We start from the raw sequence: 24,031 nt of genomic DNA on the forward strand, positions 1-24,031 counted from the left end.
CATCGCCGTACGAGCGAGCGGAACTCACAGATCTGGATGTGGGAGATTAAAGTATTATGATTAATACAACATATAAACTGATTTCAAAATTGAACCTGAAAAGCACAACTTATGGGCAATATTTTGAAAAAGAGCAAATTGATACTGATCGACTAAAAGAGATGTATTCCATTTACGAACAGTATTATGAAAATACCAGATTTTCTATTTTTGTAGATGATTTTGAAAATAAAAGCGGTGCGATCTTAATTTTTGACTCAGAGACAGATGAGATTGTCGGTTTCTCGACGGTTGTGGTGCAGCACTTCTACTTAAACGGTAAAGACTACACCGTGTTGTTTAGCGGTGATACGGTCATTTTGAAGAAATTCTGGGGCACTCGTACATTACAAAGTACCATGCTCAAGCTCATGATTAAGCTTCGTATTAAATATCCTTTTAACGAACTCTATTGGTTACTCATTTCTAAGGGCTATAAGACCTATCTATTACTTGCCAATAACTACTACGTGTATTACCCAAACATTAAAGATGAAAACCAACACCTTTCGGAAGTGGTTGAGCACTACTGTGAGAAATTCTTTGGTGAATACTATGACCGTGAAGCAGGCTTACTCAACTTCGGTGATGACTATCAGCCCCTAAAAGGCGAGGTCGCACCCATTACCGCTGAAATGAGAGAAAAGAACCCAAATATTCATTTCTTTGAACAAAAAAATCCAACGTGGAAAGCCGGTACTGAACTGCCATGTATTGGTCGTCTGGGCTGGAAAGATATTGCCCGTTTCCCAGTCAAGCTTATGACAAAACCGACCAGTAAAGGTAAATGTGAAGCGCGTATAACTCATAAAACAAAACCTAGAGAGGCCATCCAATGAAATCTAATGAATGGCTAACGCTTGGCTCGCATCTTATTTTAAAAAAATGGTGTGATTCATCTGACCGTAATTTCCAAAAACAGTTTAATGCCTTAGAGACCACACAACATCAAATTTTGCATTCGATATTACAGACCTCGACTTTTGCCAAAGATAAAAAAGTTCAAAACTATGAGCAGTTTGTAAAATCATTTCCTGCGACACGTTACGGCGCATGGCGAGAAGACATTCAGCGTTACCGTGAACAAAAGCTTTCACTTTCTAGCAGTAAACTGGTTCGTTTCCAGCCGACCAGTGGTTCGAGTGAACAAATTAAGTTTATTCCATACACCAAGTTGTTTTTAGATGAACTTGACCATGCCATTGCGCCGTGGATGGCAAGTTTATACCGTAAATGCCCACAGCTTAGCTCGGGTACACATTACTGGTCGGTGTCATGGTTGCCTGAAAGTCAACGTGAAGTTTTAAAAGACAAAAACTTAAATGATGATAGTGCGCTACTTGGTATAGGTAAACGCATACTGTCTAAGTTTACTCAAGCGGTTCCAAGTAACGTTGCCTTTGCAGCCAATGCCGATGACGCACTGTTTGCCACTATTTGTTATTTGGTCGCAAACCGTAACTTAGCCATGATTTCGGTATGGAGTCCGACTTTTGCGCTGCAATTACTTGAGCGTTTGGAGTCATTGCAAAAAGACGTCATTGAAGTGCTTAACAGTGGCAAATGGGGTAATCGTGAGGCTTCATTAAAAGAAGTCACTGCACCGCATAGCCCTGAAAGTGCTCAAGCCTTAATTGCAAGTTCAAACGGCGCACAGATCGACTTTAAAAAGCTCTGGCCAAAGTTAAGTTTAGTGTCGAGTTGGGATACCGCAGGTTCAAAAGCTTGGGCCGAAAAATTAAAAGAGAAATTGCCCAGTGTTCAGTTTGAAGGCAAAGGATTATGGGCGACCGAAGGTGTTGTGACCATTCCTTATAATGACCAATACCCATTGGCCTACCAAAGCCACTTCTATGAATTTGAATACTTAGAGGGTGAGCAACAAGGTCAAATCATTCCTTCATGGCAGCTTAAACAAGGTGACGTGGTCAGCCCACTCATTACTTCGGGTAATGGCTTACTGCGTTACTGTCTAGATGACTGCTTAAAAGTGACTGGTTTTTTAGAGCAAATTCCGTGTTTTGAGTTTCAAGGCCGCCGTTTTGGTGTAGATCTGGTCGGTGAAAAACTTGCACCTGAAACCGCTCAACAGTTGTTGTCTCAGTTAAATGAAACGGAATCAAAAGCAATTTCTTTACTGGCGATTGATACCCAACAACAGGTTAAACCATTTTATTGCGTGCTTTTTGAGGGCGAAATTCATCACAGCATTAACAATGAATATATCGACAGTATTTTGCGTCAAAACTTCCACTACGAACTTGCTCGCAACTTAGGGCAGCTTGACCAGCCTCAAATTCGCCAAGCCAATAATGGCTGGAATGCCTATAAGCAACTGGTCATGTTTGATGGCATTATCGAAGGAAATATCAAACCTGAGCCACTTAAGAAAGTCACCCTCAATAGTTTGGAACAACTATGAAAGGGATGAAGCAACTTAACACTCGTTTTTTAACACTTCGACACGCCTTGTATTTAGGCGTGTTGATTGTGTCGAATACACATGCCATGACTTTAGACGAGGCTTTATCTGCCAGTTTAAGACATGAAAGCCAGCTTGAAGTCAGCCGTTTAAGCGTAAACCAGTCTACCGCGATGCTTGAACAAGCTAAACAGCGCGACGGACTCAAAGTCAATTTGGTGGGGCAACTTGACTATGAAAGAATAGATACGCCGCCAAAAGTCATGTTTCCAACCGAAGGAAACCGTAAAGGACGAAGTTTGCAATTGCAGGCGGATTATCCAATTTACACCTCTGGACGGCATCGTTTGGGTGTAGATATTGCTGAAAGTCAGCTTTCTGCCCAACACCAAGGTTTGTCAGATCAAAGATCGGAAACCATTTTAAATACCGTGATGGTCTATACCGACGTATTAAAAAAGAAAGCCATTTTAGAACTTAGACAAAAGACCATGGCGAACCTACAACGGTCTTTATATGAGTCAAAGCGCCGTTTTGATGTAGGGATGATTACCCGTGCAGACTTGGCTCAGGTGTTGGCGCAAGTCGCCCAAGGTCAAGCAGATATTACACAGGCTCAATCTAACTTGACCGTAAGCGAAGCACAGTTTTATCAAGTGACAGGTACAACACCTGACAACCTGACTGCCATTAAACAACTACCTGCTATACCAAGTGGGTTAGATGAAATTTTGGCGCAAACCAAGAATCATCCAGCTTTAATGCGTGCCAAATACGAAATGCAAGCAGCCGAGAAACAATACGCTTTAACTAAACGGGAACTGTGGCCAACGGTCATGCTCACCAGCCGTGCCGGAAAGCAAGATGAAGCGAGTTATATTGGTTCTGAAAGTAATAACTATATGGTTGGGGTGCAGCTCAATGTACCGCTCTATGACGATGGCTTAAATCGCGCCAATGTTAAAAAAGCGCAGGTCGATATCGATTTGGCTCACCAGAAAATACGAAGTCTTGAACTAGATTTAAATAAACGTACTCGTACTACTTACGCGCAGCTTCAAACCATCCGTCAAAATAAAGACGCACTGGCAAATGCCATAGAGGCAGCGTCTATTGCCTTTGTTTATACACGTAAAGAGTTTGACGTGGGCACCAAAACCACCTTTGACTTGCTCAATACCGAGCAGAAGCTACTTGATGCCCAAACTCAGAAAACCGTAAATGAACAAGACGAAGTAGTGTTTGTTTATCAGCTCCTCGACCAAATGGGGCGCTTAAATAGTTTGGTTCCTATGCAGACCGCACAACAGGTGAATAATGAATAAAACAAATACACCACTGACAGAAAATACCCTCATTACCCGTGAAGCGACTTTGGCAGATGACAAGGCTTTACGAGAGTTAATAGCCGTGCCCATGACCACCAAAGGCATACAAATTAGCTTTCAGCGTGAACCGAGTTATTTTAGAGCGTCTGATATTGTGTATCGGCATAAACTGCATGTTGTGATTGAAGACCTAGAGAGTCAAAAGAAGCTCGCTTGTTATAGCAATGGTTACCGACCATGTTATGTCAACCGAAACATACAGAACTTACGCTATGCTGGCGACTTACGGGTAGACCATAGCTATCGGGGTAAATCACTGGTGAAGGTATTAGCCAAGCATGTAAAACAGACCATGCACGCACCGAACTTTAGCCAAATGATTATTTTTGATGATAACCATGCCGCACGCGCCGCTATACAAACGGGCAAAACGGGAATGCCCGATTATTATGATGAAGGGCTTATAGAGACACTCAGTCTGACGAGTACAGGCGCAAAACGAAAAATTACGGCTTTTTTAAAGCAGACTTCTAAACAGAATCATCTTCAAGAGATTCGTAGATGTGTTGCTGAAGCCCAGCATGTACCAGCCATGAATCAGTTTATTCGCGACATGGCAGAGTTTTATAACTTTATTCCAGCCTATAACTTTGAAGAGCTCGCCCAAGGTCATCAGTATTTTTCAGGGATGAAACTCTCAGACTTTTCACTTTACTTTAAGGGCGAAAAACTGGTGGGTATGTTTGGCTTGTGGGATCAGCATAGTATTAAGCAAACCAAGATTCTAAATTATAGTTCGGCTATAGGTGTGCTTAGACCCGTTTATAACTTGCTAACCCCAATTACTAAAGGCATGCGTTTGCCTAAGCTGGGCGACTCTATTCAGTACCATGTATTGCATACGCTTATGTGCCATCCCGAAGATTTGGCTTTGCATCATAAAATGCTCGAAGATGCCTATAATAAGTCAAAACAGCAGGGTGTTGGCGTGGTGAGTTTTACGCTTTCCCATAAAGACCCGCGTTATCAGTTAAACCAGTTTTATAAAGGTGAGCGTTTAACGGGTATGCATGGCTTTATTAGTTTTGAAGGCGACCCACGACCAAATTTTGATAAAAACCTGATTCCATATTTAGAGGTTGGGCGTATTTAATTTAAAGCCTAAGGTGATACTTTTAATGAAGCCCACGAAAGTGGGTTTTGTCATTTTTAACATGAACAATGAGGCTGATAAACAGTTGATAAAAAGAAATATAGCAATAACTTATAATATAATTATTTAATTTTTAATGGAAAAATATTTGGATTTTTACGAGTGTTTAGTCACTAAACCTACATATAGCCCAACTACTATACAAATCAAAATTTAAGAACATGGTAGTTAAGTGATGAAAAAAAGTTTATTGGGCGGCCTTATTCTGTCTTTGTGTACGACTCAAGCTTTTGCATTAAATATTTTATTGGTTAATGATGACGGTCTAACAAGCAATATCAAAGCACTCTATGATGAATTAAAAGCAAATGGTCATAACGTGCTTGTGTCTGTACCGTGTTCACCACAAAGTGGTCGTGGTGGTGCAATTGTCATGTACAGCTCAACGACGATTAACGCGGATAATGATAAGCAAATTACGGCTGAAAACGGTTGTCACAATGGTGCAGCACCGATTGGCGCACCTGCGGCTGGAACCTTTACCAAAGCGGGCTATACCAATGGCGACTGGAATTACACGCATGGTACGCCAGTCATGGCAACCGTTTATGGACTAGACGTGGTTGCACAAAAGCATTGGGGTAAAGCGCCAGACTTAGTTTTATCTGGCCCAAATGAAGGCCAAAATGTCGGAAAAGTCGTTGTACACTCTGGCACCATTGGCAATGTACAGTTTTCGGCAGGACGCGGGATTCCGTCTATTGCCTTAAGCGCCGATACCAACACGGTAGATGACAAAACTTTAAACAACCCTAACTCTGCAATTGTGGCAAAGCAAACTGTAGTGTTATTAAAAGAATTACAAGCTAAGGCAGGTAAGGGCCAGTTGTTGCCAAAAGGCATTACGCTAAATGTGAATTTCCCTAAAAATTTAACAACCAGCACGCCGTTTGCATTTTCAAAAATTGGGACTTACGACTTATATAAATTGAAGTTCCAAGTGACCAAAGATAGTAAAGGCAACAATCAATTTGGCCTTGGAATAGACGCGGCACCATCAGCACCAACTGCCGCTCAAATGTCAGATGAAAGTGCCGTAATGCAAAGTAAAATTGCTGTGACTGCAATGCAAGTGGCTTATGACCAACGACCAGCAGGTCAAGAATGGCTTAAAATCCGTTTAAAAAGCTTATTTAACAAGTAAGGAGAAAGACCATGAAACGTTGTTTATTGGTTTTACTCCTTGGGCTTGGATTGGCCGCTTGTAATGACAATGATCATGATGACCAAGTCTCGACTGAAAAACCTGCCTTAGCGCCGAGTTTAGACGTCGGCACTTATATTATTAGTACCGAAACTGATGAAGAATTACCTATGGCGGGTAAATACTATTCTGGGGCAGATGGGACTAAATTATTGGTTTTAGATGATGACGAAAACCGTGCCAAAATTGTGATGAGCTATGACGCAAAAGCCAAAGCTTGGCGAAGCAACCAATCTAATCAAGCGATGGCAGTTGAATTAGCACATTATGAAAAAATTGCTGATCAAAAACTTTTGCTTAATCAATTGGTCGGCACCTACGATTTATCGTTTCCAGATGGAACGACGGTAAATGCCGAGGTGAATGCACAAGGCAAAATTGTCTCGAAAGACCCGAATTGTGTGTTTACAGGTGTGATTACTGAAAGTGCATTAGCCAATACCGCAAATTATCAACTTACCGATAATAAGTGTGATGCGCTAAAAAATAACTCAAAAGGTTATGTTGTGGTAGATGAAGACTTAGAGCCTATGAGTTTTAGACTGGTATCTGACGCGGTTGCATCAAAAGACATTTGGGCATTTGCACAATCTTAAAAATAAAAAAGACAACGGATTCATTTCATTGTCTTTTATTCCAACCTATCTTGTGCCGTTGAAACAGTTAACATGGTTTGAAGATAATAATCGACACGTGGGTGATTATTGTCTTTATGTGAGTTATGCGCATTAAAGGCTGCATCATGAAGTTTCACCACTCGAGCAATTGGATTTAAACCACAACGGAATAAATATTCTTCGCGTGTTTCATCTTCTCGTTTAGTTAATGCATCTACAGCATCGCGGACTTCTTTTCCAAATAAACTTTCGATTTTGTCTAGCGTAAGAGGCGTGTCTTCAACACTATCGTGGAGAAGGGCGGTAATAATGTAGATTTCTGAAAATTGATGCTCGATTAATGAATTGACCACACCTTTAATATGGTACTCAAAGTAATCATGAGGGCCATACTTTTGACCTTGATGCGATTCTTTTGATAATTTCTCTGCTAATTCAACTTTATTTTGAGTCATTTTTTGCTCTTATTAGTTTAAAGCTATAACGCAGCCTAATGGGTGAGATGGGGCGCTTAAGTCATAATTTTATACTGAATACTTAAGTTAGGCATAAGAGTTACTGCTCATTTTTATTTATTCATTCTTGTTTAATAAGAACAAAACCAGCCCTTAAGTTTTTGAAATTTTAAACTTTAACTTAATGATATAAAAGCAGATTGTAAATATTACTTAAGAATCTCCTTAATTATGTAATTAAATGAAAAATAATAACTATTTAAATAATTTCTAGCCAATTTTACATTGACACCTCAAATATTGGAGATTACCATTTGCGGGCTGGCCTACATCGCCAGTCGGTTTTAGCAGACCGTTTTTAAGACCGCATCAGAGCTATTTCATCTGAGGAATAGTTTTGTGCGCACACTCCCAGTTCCCTCCCGTAGCGGTAGGACGGGAGAGGGACACCCTCGGGTGTGCTGGATGTCTTAACCAGTCTGCTAACCCTCTTCCGTTCTGCCACCATAAATCTTATGCTCTGGCAGAACTCCATATATAAGGAGTTGGCTTTGCGCATCCATTATTTCTTGGCAACCATTGCCAAAAGCTATAACAACACAGCTTAAAACATTTAACGCAGCTTGATCGCCGTAAGGCTTTTTCAGGCTTTAGCTCGTTATTACTTAAAACTTCGCAACAATTAAAATTTGAGATGTGCTAGGCACAGTCTTTATGGCTTTGCTACGCCTTTTTTTCACCTTTAGAAAAGTGTAAGGCTTTTATATCTCATTTATATACAACAAAAATTTAATTTATAACGGTAAAAATATGCCAAATTTAGTTCTCCCAACACGTGCATTAAAAGTCGTAAATAAATCAATTGAGCTGTTCCATTACAACGGGTTTCATATTGTTGGTGTCGACAGACTTGTGAAAGAGTCTGAAATACCAAAAATGACGTTTTATAACTACTTTCAATCTAAAGAACGCTTTATTGAAATCTGTCTCATCGTACAAAAAGAACGACTCCAAGAAAAAGTAGTTACCATGCTCGAATACGACCACGACACAAGCGCAGCCGATAAACTCAAAAAGCTCTATAACTTACACGCAGATATACACGGGCTGTATTACCTATTATTTAAAGCCATTTTTGAAACGAAAAATAACTACCCAAACGCCTATACAACCGCCGTGAGATATAGAACATGGCTCACCAATGAAATATATAGCCAGCTTAGAGTACTTAAACCCGATGCTTCTTTTACTGATGCCAAACTATTTTTATATATGGTCGAAGGCGCCGTCATTCAGTGTTTAGCAGTGTTTAGGTTCAGATAAAGTTGATGAAAGGGTGTTGGAGATGTTTTTGAGGGGGATGTTGACAATTAAGATTTAAGTTGTAGAGCAGCTTTTAGATATTTTTTCATATAAAATAAAGCCATATAACTTTTAGTACACTTAAAATTTTGGATTAACTTTTATGTCTTTGCTGAATACCCTTGATGCGGTTGATACTATTACGCAGAATTTAGTATCTTTTGAGGTTTATGAGTCTGATAGCGGTTACCATATATTGCCATTATCTCCAGATTGTAAAAAAGGTGAGCATTTATGCCATCCATCGGTGAGAAGTTTCAATGATATAAAAAGAGAAATATTAATAGTATTTCAAGCAAGGATTATAGAATAAAATTGAAAGTCAAAATATTAATTAAGCTTACACGGATAATTCAATAATATTCGTGTAAGAAAATTGGTTTGGCTTAACTTTTTTTCCTATATCGATAAGAAAAAAACGAACTAGTATTTATTATTAAAGTTTTATTTGAAAATAATTTGACATAAACTTAAAATGATAGAAAAATAAAAAATATCACTCTTTATTTAAAAAATTGTAGATAAAATCAAGCTAAATTCTAAAAATATTAATAAATTGGTTTTGAAATTCATTGTATAATAATTCATATTCTTTATAAAGAGATTCTGTTTTTTCTTCGTGTTGTTCAATAAAATTATCATTTTTTAAAAATAGGGCTATTTTTTTTATTTCTTTACTTTTGCTTAAATCATTATTTTTTATACTATAATCTATTAAATTGTTAATTTTATATATTAAGTGGTTTCTTAATTCTAATCTTACTTGTAATATTAAAAAAACACTTTCATACTTCATTCTTAATTTTTGAAGAGGATGAGTGTTTATGTTTTTTGACCATTTACTACTATTAATTGACTAACAGTTGAGTTTAGCCTTATTAAGTTTTCATAGCTTGAAGATAAATGATTGTTATATTTGATACAGTCTTTAATTGTTTTTGGAATGTCAGAGTATATTATTTGTCCTAATGGGTTTTCATAAATAACTTGATCAATTCTAATAGATAAAAAGTAGACACTTTCTATTGATGAATTTAACTCAAAGAGATTTTCTAGTACTTTTTCAGCATATTGTTTTCCTACTTCAAATTTTTTTTGTTCTTTCCAATCAGTAAAAAGAAAAATAGCGATTAATGGTGCATATAAAGTAGCAGACCAACCAAGCAATCCTATAAAAAAAGCTGAAGAATCTGTCATTTTCCCAATAATTTGAATCCCTATTAAACTTCCATATAAAAAATAAATAAGAAAACAAAAAACTAGAAGTAAAAAATAGCCAATTATAAAAGTTGCTATTACTTCGGCTTTATTTTTATTCATATATAATTCCTTAAAAGCTTTTTATAAAAAATAACAATTATAATACCTTAATAGCTACTGAATGTTTTGTTTTAGATAAAAAATAGTTCTTTACTACCCACTAGTATAAAACTTAGGGATAGTGAAGCGAAATTGGCAGCACAGATCTGGCTATGAATGTCGTTTTTTCTATCAGAACATTTTATTAAGAAAATTCTATATTGAACTCCTCATTTAACTGATAATGATTTTATAAATCTGTCTAATGAAATTTTATTCACATAACTTTGAGAAAAAATATGCAAAACATTGAAATCTTAGAAATAAAAGAAATTGGCGATTATGAAGAAGGCTTATCGCTATTGTTAGAAGATTCCATAAATAACGGAGCTTCTATCGGTTTCTTAGCTCCTATAGAAAAGAACGAAGTCTTAAATTATTGGCGTGAGGTCAACCATAAATTAGCACAAGGTAATAGTTGTCTATGGATTGCCATACAACAAGGCAGAGTTGTAGGTAGTGTTCAATTGTCTTTGGTAAGTAAAAAGAACGGCGTTCATAGAGCCGAGGTTGAAAAACTCATGGTGCTCACATCTACAAGAAAACAAGGGATAGCAACATTTCTAATGAATGAACTCGAAAATTTTGCTCGAGAAAAAGGTCTACGCTTACTTGTTTTAGATACACGTGAAGGTGATGTATCCGAACTTTTATATAACAAAATTGGATTTGTACGTGTGGGTGTAATTCCAAGTTTCGCATTAAGTTCAAACGGGAACTATGACGGCACCGCGATTTATTTTAAGCAGCTTGTTTGAAATTAGATTTTAGGAAAGTTAAGCATTTCATTGGCGTATGTGTCTAGATTATTAGTTAATTCTCTGCAATCATTTTATTTTAAATTTAACTAAAGAAGTGTTGTTTATTATTTTATAAATTACATAGAATAATAAAATTATATACATATGAAAACAAAAAATGCCATTAAAAATATCTATATTGTTAATAAGTTAAAGGAATTTTTAATTATTGATTAATATTTAAATAATATGAATAAATTTAAAATTGTTGCTTATGGTTTTTTATCTGGATATATATATTGTTTTTTAACAATCACTCTTCAAGCAGTTTTTGCTACGTTAGGGTATGATATTTCATTTATTTCATCTTTAGTTTTTGCTTTACTTCCATATTCTTTTAAATTTTTATGGAGTGGTTTTGCTGATTCGGTTAAAAAGGAAAATATAGACTATTTAATATCATTTTTTGCTCTTTTGATATGTTTGTCATTTATTGTTTTAATATTTTTTTCAAAGATTACAATGTTAATTTTTATGTTAATGTTGTTTAATATTGCATTTCTTGGAGCATGCTTCGATATTTTAACAGATTTAAATCTAATTAAAAATTTTTCAGATGAAAAAAGACCATTCTTTCTTTCATATTATATTGGTGGGTGGAGGTTGTCTTCAATATTCGCAGGTGGTGCGGTTTTATTTATTTTTAATAATTTATTTGATAAAAATATTGATTTTTTATTTTTGTTTTCATCATTTATTTTTTTTATATTCTTAAATATATTTAATTTTACAACAATAAAAAAATTTTTAGCATTTATTTTGAAAAATAAATTATATTTTTTTCTTATAATTCCTTGCACTTCTTTTTTATTTATATTGAAAACTAGTTTTACTAATTTTAAAGAGTCATTAATTATTTTTTTGAATTTGAAAGAATTTTATGTATATTCTTTATTTTATAAGTTATTTGATTTAACATTATCATCATTTGTCGTTGTGTTTTTTATTAAGGAACTTAAACTATCTATTGAATTTTTTGGAATAATCAATACAATAGTTCCTCTTTTATCAATTTTAATTCTAAGTCATTTATGGAAATTTACAAGTAAAATTTTTTCACTTAAAGAAATAATGCTTTATTCTTTGTTGATTAAATCAATAACTATAATAATTTTTATGCTTCTTAATTTTTTAAGTTTAAATATTAATTTATTCTTATTAATAGCTTTTATATTAAATGTTTTTTCATCAAGTTTTATTACTTATACTTATTCCAATTATATTATGCAATCTGTTCAAGGAGATAACTCTTCATTTAAATACTCTATATTATCGTCTTTACCTATGCTATTCTTAGTTGTTTCAGTTCCATTTTCTTCTATTTTAATTTCTAAATATAATTGGAATATATTTTTCTTCTTTATATTGTTTCTTCAAATTTTTAGCTATTTATCAATTAATAATATAGAACTAAAAAAAAATAAATGAAATATTTTATGTGAAAATATCATATACATCATAATTTGAAAACTTATGAATATATTTCACAATAGATACAGAAAACTCATCAAAATTTATTTTATTTTTACTATAAAGATCATAAAAACCGTATGGTCCACATAAATGCATGGCCGCTAAAATTCCAGATAAAATACCATCATCATAGAGTTTAAAAAGTTCATAAAAATTTGATTCAGGATACTTATTTTCTTTAAAGATCATTAATAGATCTATTCCCTTGGAAATATTAAAAAGTTTCTTTAAAACTTTTAAGTTATAGTAAAATGCTTTAATTATAATTTTTTCCTGAATTAAAGGAGATTTTAAATCCTCAAAGTTATTTAAACCTACTAAACCTTTAAATTCACCTTCCCATAAATTTACATGTGTCGCTATAATCCCCTTATTTAAAAACTCATTGTAAGTATAATATTCAGTAACTCCATCACTCCAAAACTTGTCGTCAATACCACCTATATAATACGAATCTATTAATAAATTTTGTCTTAGCTTTTTACTAGGAGTGTAAATTTCTAAGTCATAAAGTAATGCTTCACCAAATTGGTATCCAATAAAACCTAAAGCATTTATAGAATGATATTGCATATTTTTTATGCAATCAGGATTAGTAGCATCAAATAAATGAGCTATACCTAAAGTACAAAAGTATTCATATACAGTTAATTTCTTAGAAAGTGGTCTTCCAGTCATATAATCTCGTTTAACAACACCTGGATACTCAACATCATAATAGTCAATAACTTTATTATTATAGTTGTTAATGTACCAGTTAAATTTATTTGGTGATATACCAGATTCTTGCTCTAATAGATCATTTAAAAAAAGAGAAAAAGATTTCATTAATAGTTCTCACATTTTATGCAAAAAAAAGATATTAAATTGTTAAGATTAAATAATTTACTCATAAAAAATTTTATTTTATAATTTAACTATTTTCAATAGTTCAGATATATTACTATTAATCCTATTATTGTTGATCATAACTAGAGAAGATAATGAATCTGAGATATTTTTTGTAATACTATATTCTGAATTATTATTATATCCTATAATCCCTAAAACTTTAAGACAATTTAGACATATATCAATACATAATTCTGATATTTGTGGTTTCATAGAAGTGAGTTCTATTTTTTTTGTAAATTCTTCACAATAGCCATTACTGAATGAAATTAAATTACTAAGTATAGAGTTTTCCATCAAAAGTAAGTTATTATAAATTTCAGCAACTTTGATGCCATTTTCATCATTAATTTTATAATACTTTAATGTCTTATCAAAGGCATTTGAAGCTATTCCTAACCAACATCCACTCCATAATAAATGACTATAGGGTAATATAACTTCATTAATTATTTTACTTGAAGAACATAATAATATATCTGACTCATTAAATTCAGAATTTAAATCATATCCATTGCTACATGTTCCTCTTAAACCCATTGAATTCCATACACTTAATAGTTCTAAAGTATACTTTTCTTTTGTTAAATAGATAAATACTTGCTTATTGTTATAGTCATTGGCTGTTAATAAAATAGCATCTGCATAGTCAGCATAAGAGATAACTGGGCATTTTTTATTTAAAAATAATAAATTATTTTTATTTTTTACAATTTTTGTAATGCTTTTAGAGATATCTCCACCTTTTCCTATTTCAGAAGTGGCAGACGCAATTAAAGTCTGTTCTTTAAAAATATTATATAGTAAAGTTTCATTACATTTATTGTTGATAATTGCATATAACTGGGTAATATGCATAGCATATATCATACCAGTTGAAGCACATTCTTTTGATAAAATATAGATAAAATAAAAATGGTCATATAAATTAAATTGATAAGGGTTATCTTTTAAATTAATTATTGTAGTTAAAAGTTTTTTTTCTTTCAACTTGGAGAAAGTCTTATGTGGAAATATTGATTTTTCATGGACAACTTTACTTTCTGATTTTAATACAGGAATTATTTCTTTATTAATAATTTCTAGTGCTTTCTTAAATGAAACTGAAAGATTTTTCTCTATTTTGCTTATATTCATTAATTAGTTTCCTTCTAAATAGGCTATGTGGTTTTCTAATTGTTGCTTCAATGCAGGGAATTCGGTAAAAAATCCTTCATATTTTTTTAATAAAATTTTTGATTCTTTTACTCTTAAATTATTAAATTCTGGAGAAGTCATTCTTATTTTATCATGATTATGTACTTTAACTTTAGCCTTACCAGATATAAAGTAGGGAGTGAAACCTTTGGATAAAAGTCTAATAAAAAAATCTGTATCTTCTACTACTTTAATTTTTTCATCAAAAAAATTTTGTTGTTTATTAATATGTGAAGATCTTATAGTAACACCATGACCTATACCTATACTAAGTAGTTTTTTAAATATATCAATTTTCTTTTTGAAAACTTCAGTTTTTTCTGGGGGATCAACATAGCAACTATTATTAATGTATTGGACTGAGCACCAAGTTATTGAAATATTAGGATTTTCACTTAATACATTTAATGAGTCTTCTAGAAAAGTTTCACAATACTCATCATCATCCTCTAAAAAACTTATATACTTGCCTAAAGCTGCTTTAATACCTATATTTCTGGCTGTAGCAGCTCCAAGGTTTTCATGATTCTGAATATAATTGATCTTAAAATTGAATCCCTTTAATTGTTCGTGATCAATTTTTTCTGTAGAACCATCGTCTACTACTATTACTTCATAATCTTTGAAAGTTTGTTTTTCAACACTATTAAGGCTTCTAATTAATTCGTAAGGTCTATTAAATGTTGGAATAACTATTGAAAAAGTTGGACTACTTTTCATTATATCGAATCCTGATTCTAAAATAACTTATACTCTAAAATTGATATTTATTAATAAAAAATTATCTATTTATAAGGTTAATTAGCTTCTTTTAAAGAAAATTGAGTGGTTTTTTACTATCTTTTTTAGAAGCTAGTTTTAATATTTTGATGTATATAATCAATGTGAACTCCTCCAAACTATATTTTTCATTTTAAATATATAATATTCTCATTTGAAAATATTTCTATAGTATAAATTATAAAATTCAAACAAATAGTAAATTAAATCAATTGTTTAAATTTCCTACTAGCTCAATAAATTTAAGTTTAATTCTATTAAATACATCATGCTTTGTGCCTGAACCATCAATTCGAATACAGTTGTCATCTGCCAATTGACATAATGCATTATGAAAATTTTGTAGTTCTTCAAGTGGTTCGTAATCTGTTCCTCTATCATTAACTCTCTTATATGCAATTTCAGGAGGTGTATCTATCCAAAATACGAAGTCATATTTTTTTGCAGACTCATAAACATCAATAATCTTATTGATATCATTGCAATTATTCGCAACTGCTAGGCCGAGTCGACAAAAGTTTGTACGTGGTTCAATAACATCTATACCAGTATTGATACAAGGTAAAATAGCACTGTAATGATGTCGTACAGCACTAAAGGCTTTAGCTAATTCAAAAGGATATGTTCCAAAATAGCTTCTTGGAAGCATTGAATTTTGTCTGCTTATTGCTGTAGCAAGTTGAGGAACTAAATCATCCTTAGGTTCACAAACATAACACTGCCGTTTTAATGACCTTAAATATTGACCTAACATACCTGCTTGCGTTGATTTCCCGGCACCATCAAGTCCTGTAAACCCTATATAGAGTGAGCGATTTGAAAAATCGGTACTTTTTATTTTCTGTATTTCTTGAACAATACCACTTGTAAGCATTTCAAAACTCCTTATATATTATTTATTGGACAAAGATAGATATTTATTTTTATCTATATCTAAATTGTTCCAAAAATATAATTTCTATTTCATATTTTGTTAAATTCTTATAGAAACTTAATATTTATATTAATAAAGTTGCTACAAGAGTTTTAGTAAAACATGAATAAATGTTAATTATTACTATAGTAAACTCGTGTGGATAATGTATTTTTATTAAGTAAAGTATCTTGTAAACGCTCAGAATACTTGCCATTTATAATGAGACATTCATTAATAAAGCCATGCGCTATCCATTTTGCAAGACAAACATCAATTGAAGTATGTCCTATTTTTACAATATCAGCTGCTGAAGCAGATTCTATTGGTTTTTGTTTTAATAGGTTTCCACAAATATCCAGATCATAAATACCATCTACATCCGTGAGTACAATCAATTTTGGTGCTCCTACTTGCCAAGCAATCCAACCCGCGATTGCATCAGATGTAATATCCCAACTATATTCAACTGGATCTAAAGACATTATAAGTTGTGAGGGTAGAAGAATAGGTGTCTTTAAGTTGTCTAACGCTATTCGGATATCTTTAAAATTTCGACAAGTCAATGATGCCTTTGAGTAATAAGGATCTGAAAGAATTAATCCTATTTGATCTTGAGCTAAGGCACATGCCTCATGAGCTGTTGGCATAGTAAATTTTCTTTTGGCATAAATCTCTTCAATAGATTTATCTGGCGGCCCCCCACCAGGCACAACTAATAATCTAGCTCCATTCTGTGAAGCTTCATTAATTATTTCAAGCAAAGCACCGGCTTCTTCTGGGTCTTTTAAAAGACTTCCACCAAATTTAATGACTAAATCTATATTTAGGTCTAGGTAACCAGAAATATTCTTTTTATTCATATTATCTACTACCACGTATGAACGCTGTGTCAACTAATTGTTTTACTAGTTCATCAAAAGATATACCAGCAGCTCGGGCTGCATCAGGATAAAGACTAGTTGGGGTCATACCCGGTAAAGTATTAGTTTCAAGTAAATAAATTTCTGAAGAATCTGTAATGATAAAATCTGATCTTGATAGATCTTTACAACCTAGTACTTGATGGGCTTGGATGGCTATCTCTGAGGCGCGTTCATATACATCTTGCGGTAGTTGAGCTGGTACTACATGCTGACTGGCACCCTCAGTATAACGGTGCTCAAAATCATACCATTGACCGAGTGGAGTGATTACTTCAACTATAGGTAAAGCTTTAATTTGTGTATGATCTTCTAAAACTCCTATCGTGATTTCACGACCAATAATTCTCTTTTCCACAACAGCTTCTGCGCTATTATCAAAAACTCTCTTGATTGAAGAGGCAATATTTTGACTTCCTTGAGCAAACTCAATCCCTAGAGCAGATCCTTGATCACAAGGTTTGATTACAACATCATTTCCAACATTTTTTAAAATATTATTAACAACTTCTTCTATTTCTTCATCTCTATTAATGGTAATACCTAATGCACAAGGAAGTTTCGCAGCCGCAAAAATCAACTTTGCTGTAGGTTTGTGAAGTGCACATGCACTAGCTTTAACGCCACTGCCAACGTAAGGTAGGCCTAGTATTTCAAGAAAACCTTGAATAGTCCCATCTTCTCCTATAGCTCCATGTAAAACTGGGAATACAACATCAAAGTTGTCATTAATCAACTTTTTTGGAAGCTCACTATCGAGTTCAAGTACATGAATATCCGCATATGAATTTCTTAAAGCTTTAGCTACAGCGTTAGCTGAACTTCTTGATACTTCAGATTCGGTGGAGAAGCCACCACAAATAATAGCAACTTTTAATTTTTTCGTTGCATTTTCCATAGTTAAATCCTTCTTTAGTTTTAGTTCATAATTTTGGTTCACAAATAAATTACTTTACTTCAATCTTTATAATCAAAGATGTGATTTAGTATTATTCAGTGAAGAAAAACAATAATTTACCATCTGATTTGTTTTCTGAATTGCATAGTATTCATATATATTCATCAGATAAAAGCAGCTATTTGTTTTTTGCTTACTTTAGTATATTAATAATTGATGTTTGCAAAAAATTAAATTTAGTTTTGTTAGTCTTTTGTATATGTCATTGGGCTTGTAGCTAATTATAATTCACATTATTCATATATATATTGCTATAATTTTTTGTTTTTTGTGTATTGATTGAATTTCACTATTTTTAATATAAAACATATACTTATATATAATATTTGGTATAAAAAATTATATGATTTTTTTTTTGATTTATTAATTTTTGTGAAATGGATATTATTAATTTTATTTCTCAATATTTGACTTGCAATTTTTTTTTATTATCTTTATAAGATGTAAAAAACATAGAGGAGAGTGATTTTTAAATTTTATAACTAAAACTTAAAGTGTAATAATTAGTTGTTTGCTTAGTAGATTGTTGAAAATATGAGTTTTAATAAGTATTTAATGTCTATATGCGCTTATTAATTTTTTTAGCATTTATAAGTGTTTAATTAATAAAATAATACTTGTAATTTAGAGGTTATAATATGAGTGTTGATAAACTAAAAATAGCAGTACTTTTTGGTGGAAATAGCTCAGAGCGAGATATTTCTATTGAAAGTGGCATTGAAGTGGTCAAAGCTCTGCAACGCGCAGGTCATGAAGTTCTAGCTGTTGATACAGCACAAGGTGTTTTAGACGAATCAACTCAAAAAATGCTAATTGAAACAGGCTCAACTTCATTGCTTTCGCCAGAAACTGAGGGAGAAGAAAACTCAATTCATCAAGTTGTTCTAACTAAAACAGGTGATTTATTTGATGTGGATATAGTTTTTCTAGTTTTACATGGCGGGAATGGTGAGGATGGAACTACACAAGGAATGCTTGATTTAGCTAAATTGCCATATACCGGTAGTGGGCATTTGGGAAGTGCTATAGCTATGGATAAAGATATTGCAAAGCGACTTCTTGTAAAAGCAGGTGTCCCAACTCCAGATTGGGTTATGGCACCCGTAGATTCAAGGATTGTTAGTGAAAAAATCGGATTTCCTGTAATCGTAAAGCCTAACAAACAGGGATCAACAATAGGCCTCACTTTGGTTAGGAATCCGTATCAATTGCAAGATGCTGTAAATTTTGCATTACAACATGATGATGAAGTAATGATTGAAAAATTTATAGAAGGTCGTGAGTTAACGGTTGGCATTCTTGCAGATAAGGCTTTAACAGTAGGGGAGATCATTTTACCGAGATCAGGAATATATGATTATGAGAGTAAAAATCAAACCAAAGCTGCAAAAGTAGTATTTCCAGCCGAGATTACTCCAGAGCAAGCGAATCAAGCTTGTCATTTTGCAATTTCTGCTCATAAGGCATTAAAACTTAAAGACTATAGTCGTGCTGATTTTCGAATGGATGGGAATGGTAAATTATGGTGCCTGGAAGTTGAAACTTTACCTGGAATGAGAACATCTAGCCTATTACCTAAATCAGCTGAAGCTAGTGGTATTAGTTTCCCTCAGTTATGTGAGGAAATAGCTTCTCTTGCTGTCAAACGTACAAAAAAATGAGCTATTTCAAGTATTTATTAATAAAAGAATATTCGAAGAATTTTTATTAATAATTGAATTTTGAGCTTTATAAAATTTATTAACGTGACATTTGTATAAAAACAATGTCTAGAATGATTTTAGATTACAGCTTTATTTCAAAATATTTATTAAAGGATTTATATGTTAAGAAAAAAAGAAAGTGGAGGTCTAGCAGTTATTTCACCTGAAGCAATACAAGCAGGTTTGGATAAATTGATAGTGAAATTTTGTAAAGATAGGTTATTTTTGTCGCCCACAAATATTTTTCACAGTCAGTTAGGTACTGCTCAAGTTTCCCAATTATATCCGCATTTAAGCCAAAATAAATTAGATAAAGTTAAAAAACTGCATTCAATTGGCCCTTCATTAGTGTTGTATTGGGATATAATTCCATATAAATATTTCCTTAATTTTTTAAAAGGAGCTGCTCATCCAGCTTTTTCCTTGAAGCATACTATTAGACATGAATTCCCATGTGATAATCAGATATTAAACTTAATACATTGTAGTGATGATTCCCAAACTGCTGCAATAGAGTTTGATATATTAAATAGTTGTAAGATTAAGGAAAATCAGAAAAAAAATGTAATAACTTCACCACATGCTCATTTAGGAATACTTAATTATATTGATTTAATATCAGAAGTTTTCCATTATAAAATAGACGATAGAATAATATCAAAAATTAAAGAGCAACCACAGAAGAATATAAGACATGTGTTTACTTTATTAAATAATTACGCAAATAATTGCGCAGAATTTAGAAGTGTACACGAGAACTTTTTCTTAGGAAATTTCTCACCTTTACTTAATTTTATTGATTCAAATACTTTAAGCAAAAAGATAGTATTTAAAAATAATTTATCAAGGTTGGCAATTGAAAGTTTTGCTGATTCAGCTCCTATGTGGTTAAAAGAGCCTATTGAAAATGTCGTTGATTTTATTAGTAATATTTTAAATAGTTTAGGTATAAGCACATGGGAGATCTGTGGAAGTACTGCATTATGGCATTATGGGATTCCTATTGTTCCAAGAGATCTTGATATTAGATGTAAAGAAAAAGATCTTTATAAGATTGCCAACTATTTTTCGAAAAATATAAAGTTTATTGATGCTGGTACTCATAGTAGTAATGTAGTGAGTCTTAATATTCAAGGATGGGATATCGAATTTACGGGTGATACTCATTGTCGCAATAATATTCATATAATTTTGAATGATGAAGAAAGTAAGAAAGAAAATAGTTATTTTCAATCAGCGGTCGAATGCGCCATTGAATATTTAAGTATGGGAAGAAGTGATAGAGCAGTCAGTGATCAGAAAGTTGCCCAGATGTTAATAGAAAAACAAAATATACAAATTTCTGATCTTTTGGATAAAGCATTTAAAGCTGGATATAAGTCAGACAATAACCTATCTAAAATTTACTCGGATTGTGAATTAAAATGCAAAAGAAATTAAAGAATCTCGCTTATTATGGCGGCAAACCAAGTGTTGAGAAAAGCTCTTTTATTCCTTGGCCTGCTCCAAACACTAATCATCTACATGCACTTCAGAGAGTATTAGATAGTGGAAAATTTCATCGTGTTAATCACCCACTTATTGAGGAACTCGAAGCTCGAAGTAGAGAATATTGTGGAACTCAGTACTCTAGAGCAGTTTCTTCTGGAAGTGCTGCTTTACATGTGGCAACTAACTATTTTGCGGAAAAAGGTAATTCAGCAATAGTTTGTGCACTTAATTGGCCAGGCGCTATAGCTGCTATAGCACACTGTGGTCTAGATCCTATTTTTGTTGATACAGCTGAGGATGGTTGTATTGACGAAGCTTCTGCAATATCTCATATGGATAAAGAAAATGTTTCTTTAGTGCAGATTACACATCTTTTCGGTAATTGTGCTTCTAGAAATAAACTTCGTTCATATGCTCGAGCAGAAAATATAGCGATAATAGATGATTGTGCACAAGCAGCAAATGTCCCCCGGTATTTGCAACATACTCTGCATTTGGAAAGTGATGCATATATCCTTTCAGGAAATGGGGCAAAACATCTAGCTTCTGGTGAATTAGGTTTACTTAGCACTAACTCAATAGGATTAATCGAACATGTTGATAATGTGTCCTTAAGTAGCTCCTCACGCAACGGCGAAAGAATATTTTCTCCATCCTCTCTCGGTTATAACTATCGCCCTAATGTTTTCTCTGCATCTATTGCAATTGATAGATTTAGTGAAATTGATGAACAAATTAAGATAAGACGTGAAAATGCACAATATCTAGTTACTCATCTTGAAAAGTTACCAGGAATTAATCGCCTCTTTGGAATGGATTACGAGAGTAGCGGTTTTTGTTCAGTTCCCATGAGAATTAACTTTAAAGCATTAGGATTACCTGAGACGGCCGAGGTACGTAATAGAATAGTTGAATTATTAGCTGCCGAGAACGTGCCCGTAACCGTCTGGTTAACACGTCCAGTGTGGGAATATATTCCTATATGGAAAAATAAATATGATTTGGATAATTATCCAAATACAAAAGCTATTTTGAACTCCATGTTCTGTATTTCTGAAATTGCCCCGCCCAATGGAATTTCTCAACTACATGCAGTGGTTCAAGCTTTTGAAAAGGTATGGGAAGCAATAAATATCTTTGGTATTGAATTGTTTGATACGGAGAGGGGCAATTGTGAAATTTGATCTTACTACACTTAAAAAAAGTACTTATCTTGATCTAGATAGTTTCGCAAAAAATTTAAGAGAATATTTAAAAATATCCATCGAAATGTCTGGTGGACATTATGCAAGTCCACTGGGTGTTGTAGGGATTACCGTAGCTGTACACTATGTCTTTAATTCTCCACAAGATAAACTTATTTTTGATACAGGACATCAATGCTATGCACATAAAATAATTACAGGCAGACACGAAGATTTTAAATTTATTCGTCAGGCCCATGGTATCAGTGGTTTTCCTGAACCTACAGAGTCTAATCATGATCATTTTCGTGTTGGACACGCTGGTACTGCATTAGCAATAGCTATGGGGCTTTCAGTGATTCCTTCTGATGACTGGGTAATAGTTATTGTTGGAGATGCTGCTTTTGCAAATGGTGTTTCGCTAGAGTCACTTTTACTAATACATAAAGCTAAACGTCCAGTTCTAATTATAGTAAATGATAATGGGCACAGTATTTCAGATGCAGTGTCTTCATTACGAACTCTGAATTCTTCTCGTTATGAAGCCTTGGCACTAGCTGCAGATATAGATTTTGCTGGCACTATAAATGGTAATGAACCTCTTGATTTAGCAGTTAAACTAAAAAAACTCAAAAATTTGGGAAAGAGCTCATTAATCCATGTGTCTACCGTTAAAGGCTATAGTGATGAGTATGCTTCTTCTAATCCATTTAAATATCATGCAATTCAGTCAGTAAAAAGAAAAAATCTTTTTCCGGCTTCAAAAGAAAGTTCACAAGAAGTCTTGAGCCAATTTTTGATTAATGCCGCGCATAAATCAAAATTATTTTTTATTTCGATAGGAATGGCTGAGACAGCAGGTTTTGGTCGTATTGTAAAAGATAGTAAAATTCACTATTTAGATGTAGGTATTGCAGAGCATACTGGCTTTACAATTGCCGCAGCAGCTACTAAAAGTTTTGATTTGACTTTCATACATATATATTCAACTTTTTTACAACGTTCCGCAGATGCACTTTTACATGATATTGGTGTTAATCAATCTCCAGTAGTTTTATTAGTTGATAGATGTGGTCTTGGAGCTGAAGATGGTCCTACACATCATGGAATTTATGACTTAGCAATTTTAAGGTCATGTCCAATGATGGAAGTGTACTCTTGTTCAAATAATAATTTATTTAATATAGTTCAAGAATTATTCTGGAAAAAAAGAAGTGCTCCTTTAGCAATTCGTATTTTTAAAGGAGGACTAATTAATAACTCAGAAAAAACAATTTTAGACAGGACAATGGGTATCTGTACTCATCGATATGGCGATAATATAACAATTATTAGTCATGGTAGAATTCTTGAAGAATGCATAAAAGCTGCTGATATCTTAGAAGAAAATAATATTACTTGTAATGTAATAGAATTAATTAAACTACATCCTATTAGTGAAAATACCGTATCTTATTTTCAAAATAAAGGGCCAGTAATTATTGTTGAAGAACACGCTGAAACTGGTTCAGTAGGAAATATCATTGGTGCAATGTGGAAAACACTAGTACCCCTTAAGCAAGTATATATTACTAACAAATTAACTCCACATGGCGATATTTTTTGGCAATGGGAAATCAATAAAATTGACTCCAGTAGTATTGCTAAGACTTGTCTAGAGTTTCTTGATGAAATTAAACTTTAAATTTTATTAAGGATTTAAATTTAATATTTATTAAT

The 24,031-nt window shown here is 33.0% G+C and carries 22 protein-coding genes and 1 pseudogene; 14 read left to right on the forward strand and 9 right to left on the reverse strand.

Features of this window, described 5'->3' with window-relative positions:
• The first annotated feature begins 89 nt into the window (after window positions 1–89).
• From ABLB96_RS11305 to ABLB96_RS11330, 6 genes are all read left to right on the forward strand, one after another.
• Window positions 90–878 carry a hypothetical protein gene (locus ABLB96_RS11305; RefSeq protein WP_348898498.1) on the forward strand — a complete coding sequence of 263 codons (789 nt, stop codon included), beginning with the start codon at window positions 90–92 and terminating at the stop codon, window positions 876–878.
• The gene (locus ABLB96_RS11310; protein ID WP_348898487.1) at window positions 875–2,461 is read left to right on the forward strand and encodes a GH3 auxin-responsive promoter family protein; all 1,587 of its coding nucleotides are present in this window, start codon (window positions 875–877) and stop codon (window positions 2,459–2,461) included. The genes ABLB96_RS11305 and ABLB96_RS11310 overlap by 4 nt, the downstream gene beginning before the upstream one ends.
• Window positions 2,458–3,786, forward strand: a complete 1,329-nt coding sequence (locus ABLB96_RS11315; protein ID WP_348898488.1) for a TolC family protein — start codon at window positions 2,458–2,460, stop codon at window positions 3,784–3,786. The genes ABLB96_RS11310 and ABLB96_RS11315 overlap by 4 nt, the downstream gene beginning before the upstream one ends.
• Entirely contained in the window at window positions 3,779–4,942 is a 1,164-nt protein-coding gene (locus ABLB96_RS11320; RefSeq protein ID WP_348898489.1) for a hypothetical protein, read from the forward strand. The genes ABLB96_RS11315 and ABLB96_RS11320 overlap by 8 nt, the downstream gene beginning before the upstream one ends.
• Window positions 4,943–5,174: 232 nt before the next feature.
• Complete coding sequence (gene surE / locus ABLB96_RS11325) at window positions 5,175–6,146, forward strand: 5'/3'-nucleotidase SurE (RefSeq protein WP_348898490.1); 972 nt, start codon at window positions 5,175–5,177, stop codon at window positions 6,144–6,146.
• 11 nt (window positions 6,147–6,157) lie between these two features.
• Window positions 6,158–6,802, forward strand: coding sequence for a hypothetical protein (locus ABLB96_RS11330; RefSeq protein ID WP_348898491.1), 645 nt, complete (start codon window positions 6,158–6,160; stop codon window positions 6,800–6,802).
• Window positions 6,803–6,837: 35 nt separating this feature from the next.
• On the opposite strand, the gene ABLB96_RS11335 is transcribed toward ABLB96_RS11330, so the two are convergent.
• Window positions 6,838–7,278 carry an HD domain-containing protein gene (locus ABLB96_RS11335; protein WP_348898492.1) on the reverse strand — a complete coding sequence of 147 codons (441 nt, stop codon included), beginning with the start codon at window positions 7,276–7,278 and terminating at the stop codon, window positions 6,838–6,840.
• Between the two features lie 810 nt (window positions 7,279–8,088).
• On the opposite strand from ABLB96_RS11335, the pseudogene ABLB96_RS11340 reads away from it, so the two are divergent.
• A pseudogene (locus ABLB96_RS11340) lies at window positions 8,089–8,659 on the forward strand (TetR/AcrR family transcriptional regulator).
• A gap of 84 nt (window positions 8,660–8,743) precedes the next feature.
• Window positions 8,744–8,953 carry a hypothetical protein gene (locus ABLB96_RS11345; RefSeq protein ID WP_348898493.1) on the forward strand — a complete coding sequence of 70 codons (210 nt, stop codon included), beginning with the start codon at window positions 8,744–8,746 and terminating at the stop codon, window positions 8,951–8,953.
• A 219-nt stretch (window positions 8,954–9,172) separates the two neighbouring features.
• Here the strand turns inward: ABLB96_RS11345 and ABLB96_RS11350 are convergent, their stop codons facing one another.
• Both ABLB96_RS11350 and ABLB96_RS11355 read right to left on the reverse strand, forming a co-directional pair.
• Entirely contained in the window at window positions 9,173–9,436 is a 264-nt protein-coding gene (locus tag ABLB96_RS11350; protein ID WP_348898494.1) for a hypothetical protein, read from the reverse strand.
• A gap of 26 nt (window positions 9,437–9,462) precedes the next feature.
• Window positions 9,463–9,960, reverse strand: coding sequence for a hypothetical protein (locus ABLB96_RS11355; RefSeq protein ID WP_348898495.1), 498 nt, complete (start codon window positions 9,958–9,960; stop codon window positions 9,463–9,465).
• 278 nt (window positions 9,961–10,238) lie between these two features.
• On the opposite strand from ABLB96_RS11355, the gene ABLB96_RS11360 reads away from it, so the two are divergent.
• Both ABLB96_RS11360 and ABLB96_RS11365 read left to right on the forward strand, forming a co-directional pair.
• Window positions 10,239–10,757 carry a GNAT family N-acetyltransferase gene (locus ABLB96_RS11360; protein WP_348898496.1) on the forward strand — a complete coding sequence of 173 codons (519 nt, stop codon included), beginning with the start codon at window positions 10,239–10,241 and terminating at the stop codon, window positions 10,755–10,757.
• 231 nt (window positions 10,758–10,988) lie between these two features.
• Complete coding sequence (locus ABLB96_RS11365; protein ID WP_348911734.1) at window positions 10,989–12,227, forward strand: hypothetical protein; 1,239 nt, start codon at window positions 10,989–10,991, stop codon at window positions 12,225–12,227.
• A 6-nt stretch (window positions 12,228–12,233) separates the two neighbouring features.
• On the opposite strand, the gene ABLB96_RS11370 is transcribed toward ABLB96_RS11365, so the two are convergent.
• The 6 genes from ABLB96_RS11370 to ABLB96_RS11395 all read right to left on the reverse strand — a co-directional run bounded on the left by ABLB96_RS11370 (window position 12,234) and on the right by ABLB96_RS11395 (window position 17,874).
• On the reverse strand, window positions 12,234–13,100 hold the full coding sequence (locus tag ABLB96_RS11370) for a hypothetical protein (RefSeq protein ID WP_348898558.1): 867 nt from the start codon (window positions 13,098–13,100) through the stop codon (window positions 12,234–12,236).
• 78 nt (window positions 13,101–13,178) lie between these two features.
• Window positions 13,179–14,300 carry an acyl-CoA dehydrogenase family protein gene (locus ABLB96_RS11375; RefSeq protein ID WP_348911736.1) on the reverse strand — a complete coding sequence of 374 codons (1,122 nt, stop codon included), beginning with the start codon at window positions 14,298–14,300 and terminating at the stop codon, window positions 13,179–13,181.
• Between the two features lie 3 nt (window positions 14,301–14,303).
• Complete coding sequence (locus ABLB96_RS11380; RefSeq protein WP_348897539.1) at window positions 14,304–15,080, reverse strand: glycosyltransferase family A protein; 777 nt, start codon at window positions 15,078–15,080, stop codon at window positions 14,304–14,306.
• A gap of 268 nt (window positions 15,081–15,348) precedes the next feature.
• On the reverse strand, window positions 15,349–16,014 hold the full coding sequence (locus tag ABLB96_RS11385) for a hypothetical protein (protein ID WP_348897537.1): 666 nt from the start codon (window positions 16,012–16,014) through the stop codon (window positions 15,349–15,351).
• Between the two features lie 173 nt (window positions 16,015–16,187).
• The gene (locus ABLB96_RS11390; RefSeq protein WP_348897536.1) at window positions 16,188–16,916 is read right to left on the reverse strand and encodes a hypothetical protein; all 729 of its coding nucleotides are present in this window, start codon (window positions 16,914–16,916) and stop codon (window positions 16,188–16,190) included.
• 1 nt (window position 16,917) lies between these two features.
• The gene (locus tag ABLB96_RS11395; protein ID WP_348897534.1) at window positions 16,918–17,874 is read right to left on the reverse strand and encodes a D-alanine--D-alanine ligase; all 957 of its coding nucleotides are present in this window, start codon (window positions 17,872–17,874) and stop codon (window positions 16,918–16,920) included.
• Window positions 17,875–18,572: 698 nt separating this feature from the next.
• On the opposite strand from ABLB96_RS11395, the gene ABLB96_RS11400 reads away from it, so the two are divergent.
• The 4 genes from ABLB96_RS11400 to ABLB96_RS11415 all read left to right on the forward strand — a co-directional run bounded on the left by ABLB96_RS11400 (window position 18,573) and on the right by ABLB96_RS11415 (window position 23,996).
• A complete protein-coding gene (locus tag ABLB96_RS11400; RefSeq protein ID WP_348897532.1) occupies window positions 18,573–19,595 on the forward strand; it encodes a D-alanine--D-alanine ligase in 1,023 nt (340 codons plus the stop codon).
• Between the two features lie 162 nt (window positions 19,596–19,757).
• A complete protein-coding gene (locus tag ABLB96_RS11405; protein ID WP_348897531.1) occupies window positions 19,758–21,077 on the forward strand; it encodes a nucleoside-diphosphate kinase in 1,320 nt (439 codons plus the stop codon).
• Window positions 21,062–22,312, forward strand: coding sequence for a DegT/DnrJ/EryC1/StrS family aminotransferase (locus ABLB96_RS11410; RefSeq protein ID WP_348897529.1), 1,251 nt, complete (start codon window positions 21,062–21,064; stop codon window positions 22,310–22,312). Before ABLB96_RS11405 ends, ABLB96_RS11410 begins: the two co-directional genes overlap by 16 nt.
• Window positions 22,302–23,996: a 1-deoxy-D-xylulose-5-phosphate synthase N-terminal domain-containing protein gene (locus ABLB96_RS11415; protein ID WP_348897527.1), complete on the forward strand. Its 1,695-nt coding sequence runs from the start codon at window positions 22,302–22,304 to the stop codon at window positions 23,994–23,996. The genes ABLB96_RS11410 and ABLB96_RS11415 overlap by 11 nt, the downstream gene beginning before the upstream one ends.
• Window positions 23,997–24,031 lie beyond the last annotated feature (35 nt).

The sequence above is a fragment of the Acinetobacter sp. XH1741 genome, assembly GCF_041021895.1.
In the GTDB taxonomy this organism is placed as follows: Bacteria; Pseudomonadota; Gammaproteobacteria; order Pseudomonadales; family Moraxellaceae; genus Acinetobacter.

Bases quoted from the DNA above. Each gene is read 5' to 3' on its own strand.
- ABLB96_RS11310 (WP_348898487.1), top strand. From the start codon at position 875: ATGAAATCTAATGAATGGCTAACGCTTGGCTCGCATCTTATTTTAAAA.
- ABLB96_RS11315 (WP_348898488.1), top strand. From the start codon at position 2,458: ATGAAAGGGATGAAGCAACTTAACACTCGTTTTTTAACACTTCGACAC.
- ABLB96_RS11320 (WP_348898489.1), top strand. From the start codon at position 3,779: ATGAATAAAACAAATACACCACTGACAGAAAATACCCTCATTACCCGT.
- ABLB96_RS11330 (WP_348898491.1), top strand. From the start codon at position 6,158: ATGAAACGTTGTTTATTGGTTTTACTCCTTGGGCTTGGATTGGCCGCT.
- ABLB96_RS11335 (WP_348898492.1), bottom strand. From the start codon at position 7,278: ATGACTCAAAATAAAGTTGAATTAGCAGAGAAATTATCAAAAGAATCG.
- ABLB96_RS11345 (WP_348898493.1), top strand. From the start codon at position 8,744: ATGTCTTTGCTGAATACCCTTGATGCGGTTGATACTATTACGCAGAAT.
- ABLB96_RS11350 (WP_348898494.1), bottom strand. From the start codon at position 9,436: ATGAAGTATGAAAGTGTTTTTTTAATATTACAAGTAAGATTAGAATTA.
- ABLB96_RS11355 (WP_348898495.1), bottom strand. From the start codon at position 9,960: ATGAATAAAAATAAAGCCGAAGTAATAGCAACTTTTATAATTGGCTAT.
- ABLB96_RS11360 (WP_348898496.1), top strand. From the start codon at position 10,239: ATGCAAAACATTGAAATCTTAGAAATAAAAGAAATTGGCGATTATGAA.
- ABLB96_RS11365 (WP_348911734.1), top strand. From the start codon at position 10,989: ATGAATAAATTTAAAATTGTTGCTTATGGTTTTTTATCTGGATATATA.
- ABLB96_RS11370 (WP_348898558.1), bottom strand. From the start codon at position 13,100: ATGAAATCTTTTTCTCTTTTTTTAAATGATCTATTAGAGCAAGAATCT.
- ABLB96_RS11375 (WP_348911736.1), bottom strand. From the start codon at position 14,300: ATGAATATAAGCAAAATAGAGAAAAATCTTTCAGTTTCATTTAAGAAA.
- ABLB96_RS11380 (WP_348897539.1), bottom strand. From the start codon at position 15,080: ATGAAAAGTAGTCCAACTTTTTCAATAGTTATTCCAACATTTAATAGA.
- ABLB96_RS11385 (WP_348897537.1), bottom strand. From the start codon at position 16,014: ATGCTTACAAGTGGTATTGTTCAAGAAATACAGAAAATAAAAAGTACC.
- ABLB96_RS11390 (WP_348897536.1), bottom strand. From the start codon at position 16,916: ATGAATAAAAAGAATATTTCTGGTTACCTAGACCTAAATATAGATTTA.
- ABLB96_RS11395 (WP_348897534.1), bottom strand. From the start codon at position 17,874: ATGGAAAATGCAACGAAAAAATTAAAAGTTGCTATTATTTGTGGTGGC.
- ABLB96_RS11400 (WP_348897532.1), top strand. From the start codon at position 18,573: ATGAGTGTTGATAAACTAAAAATAGCAGTACTTTTTGGTGGAAATAGC.
- ABLB96_RS11405 (WP_348897531.1), top strand. From the start codon at position 19,758: ATGTTAAGAAAAAAAGAAAGTGGAGGTCTAGCAGTTATTTCACCTGAA.
- ABLB96_RS11410 (WP_348897529.1), top strand. From the start codon at position 21,062: ATGCAAAAGAAATTAAAGAATCTCGCTTATTATGGCGGCAAACCAAGT.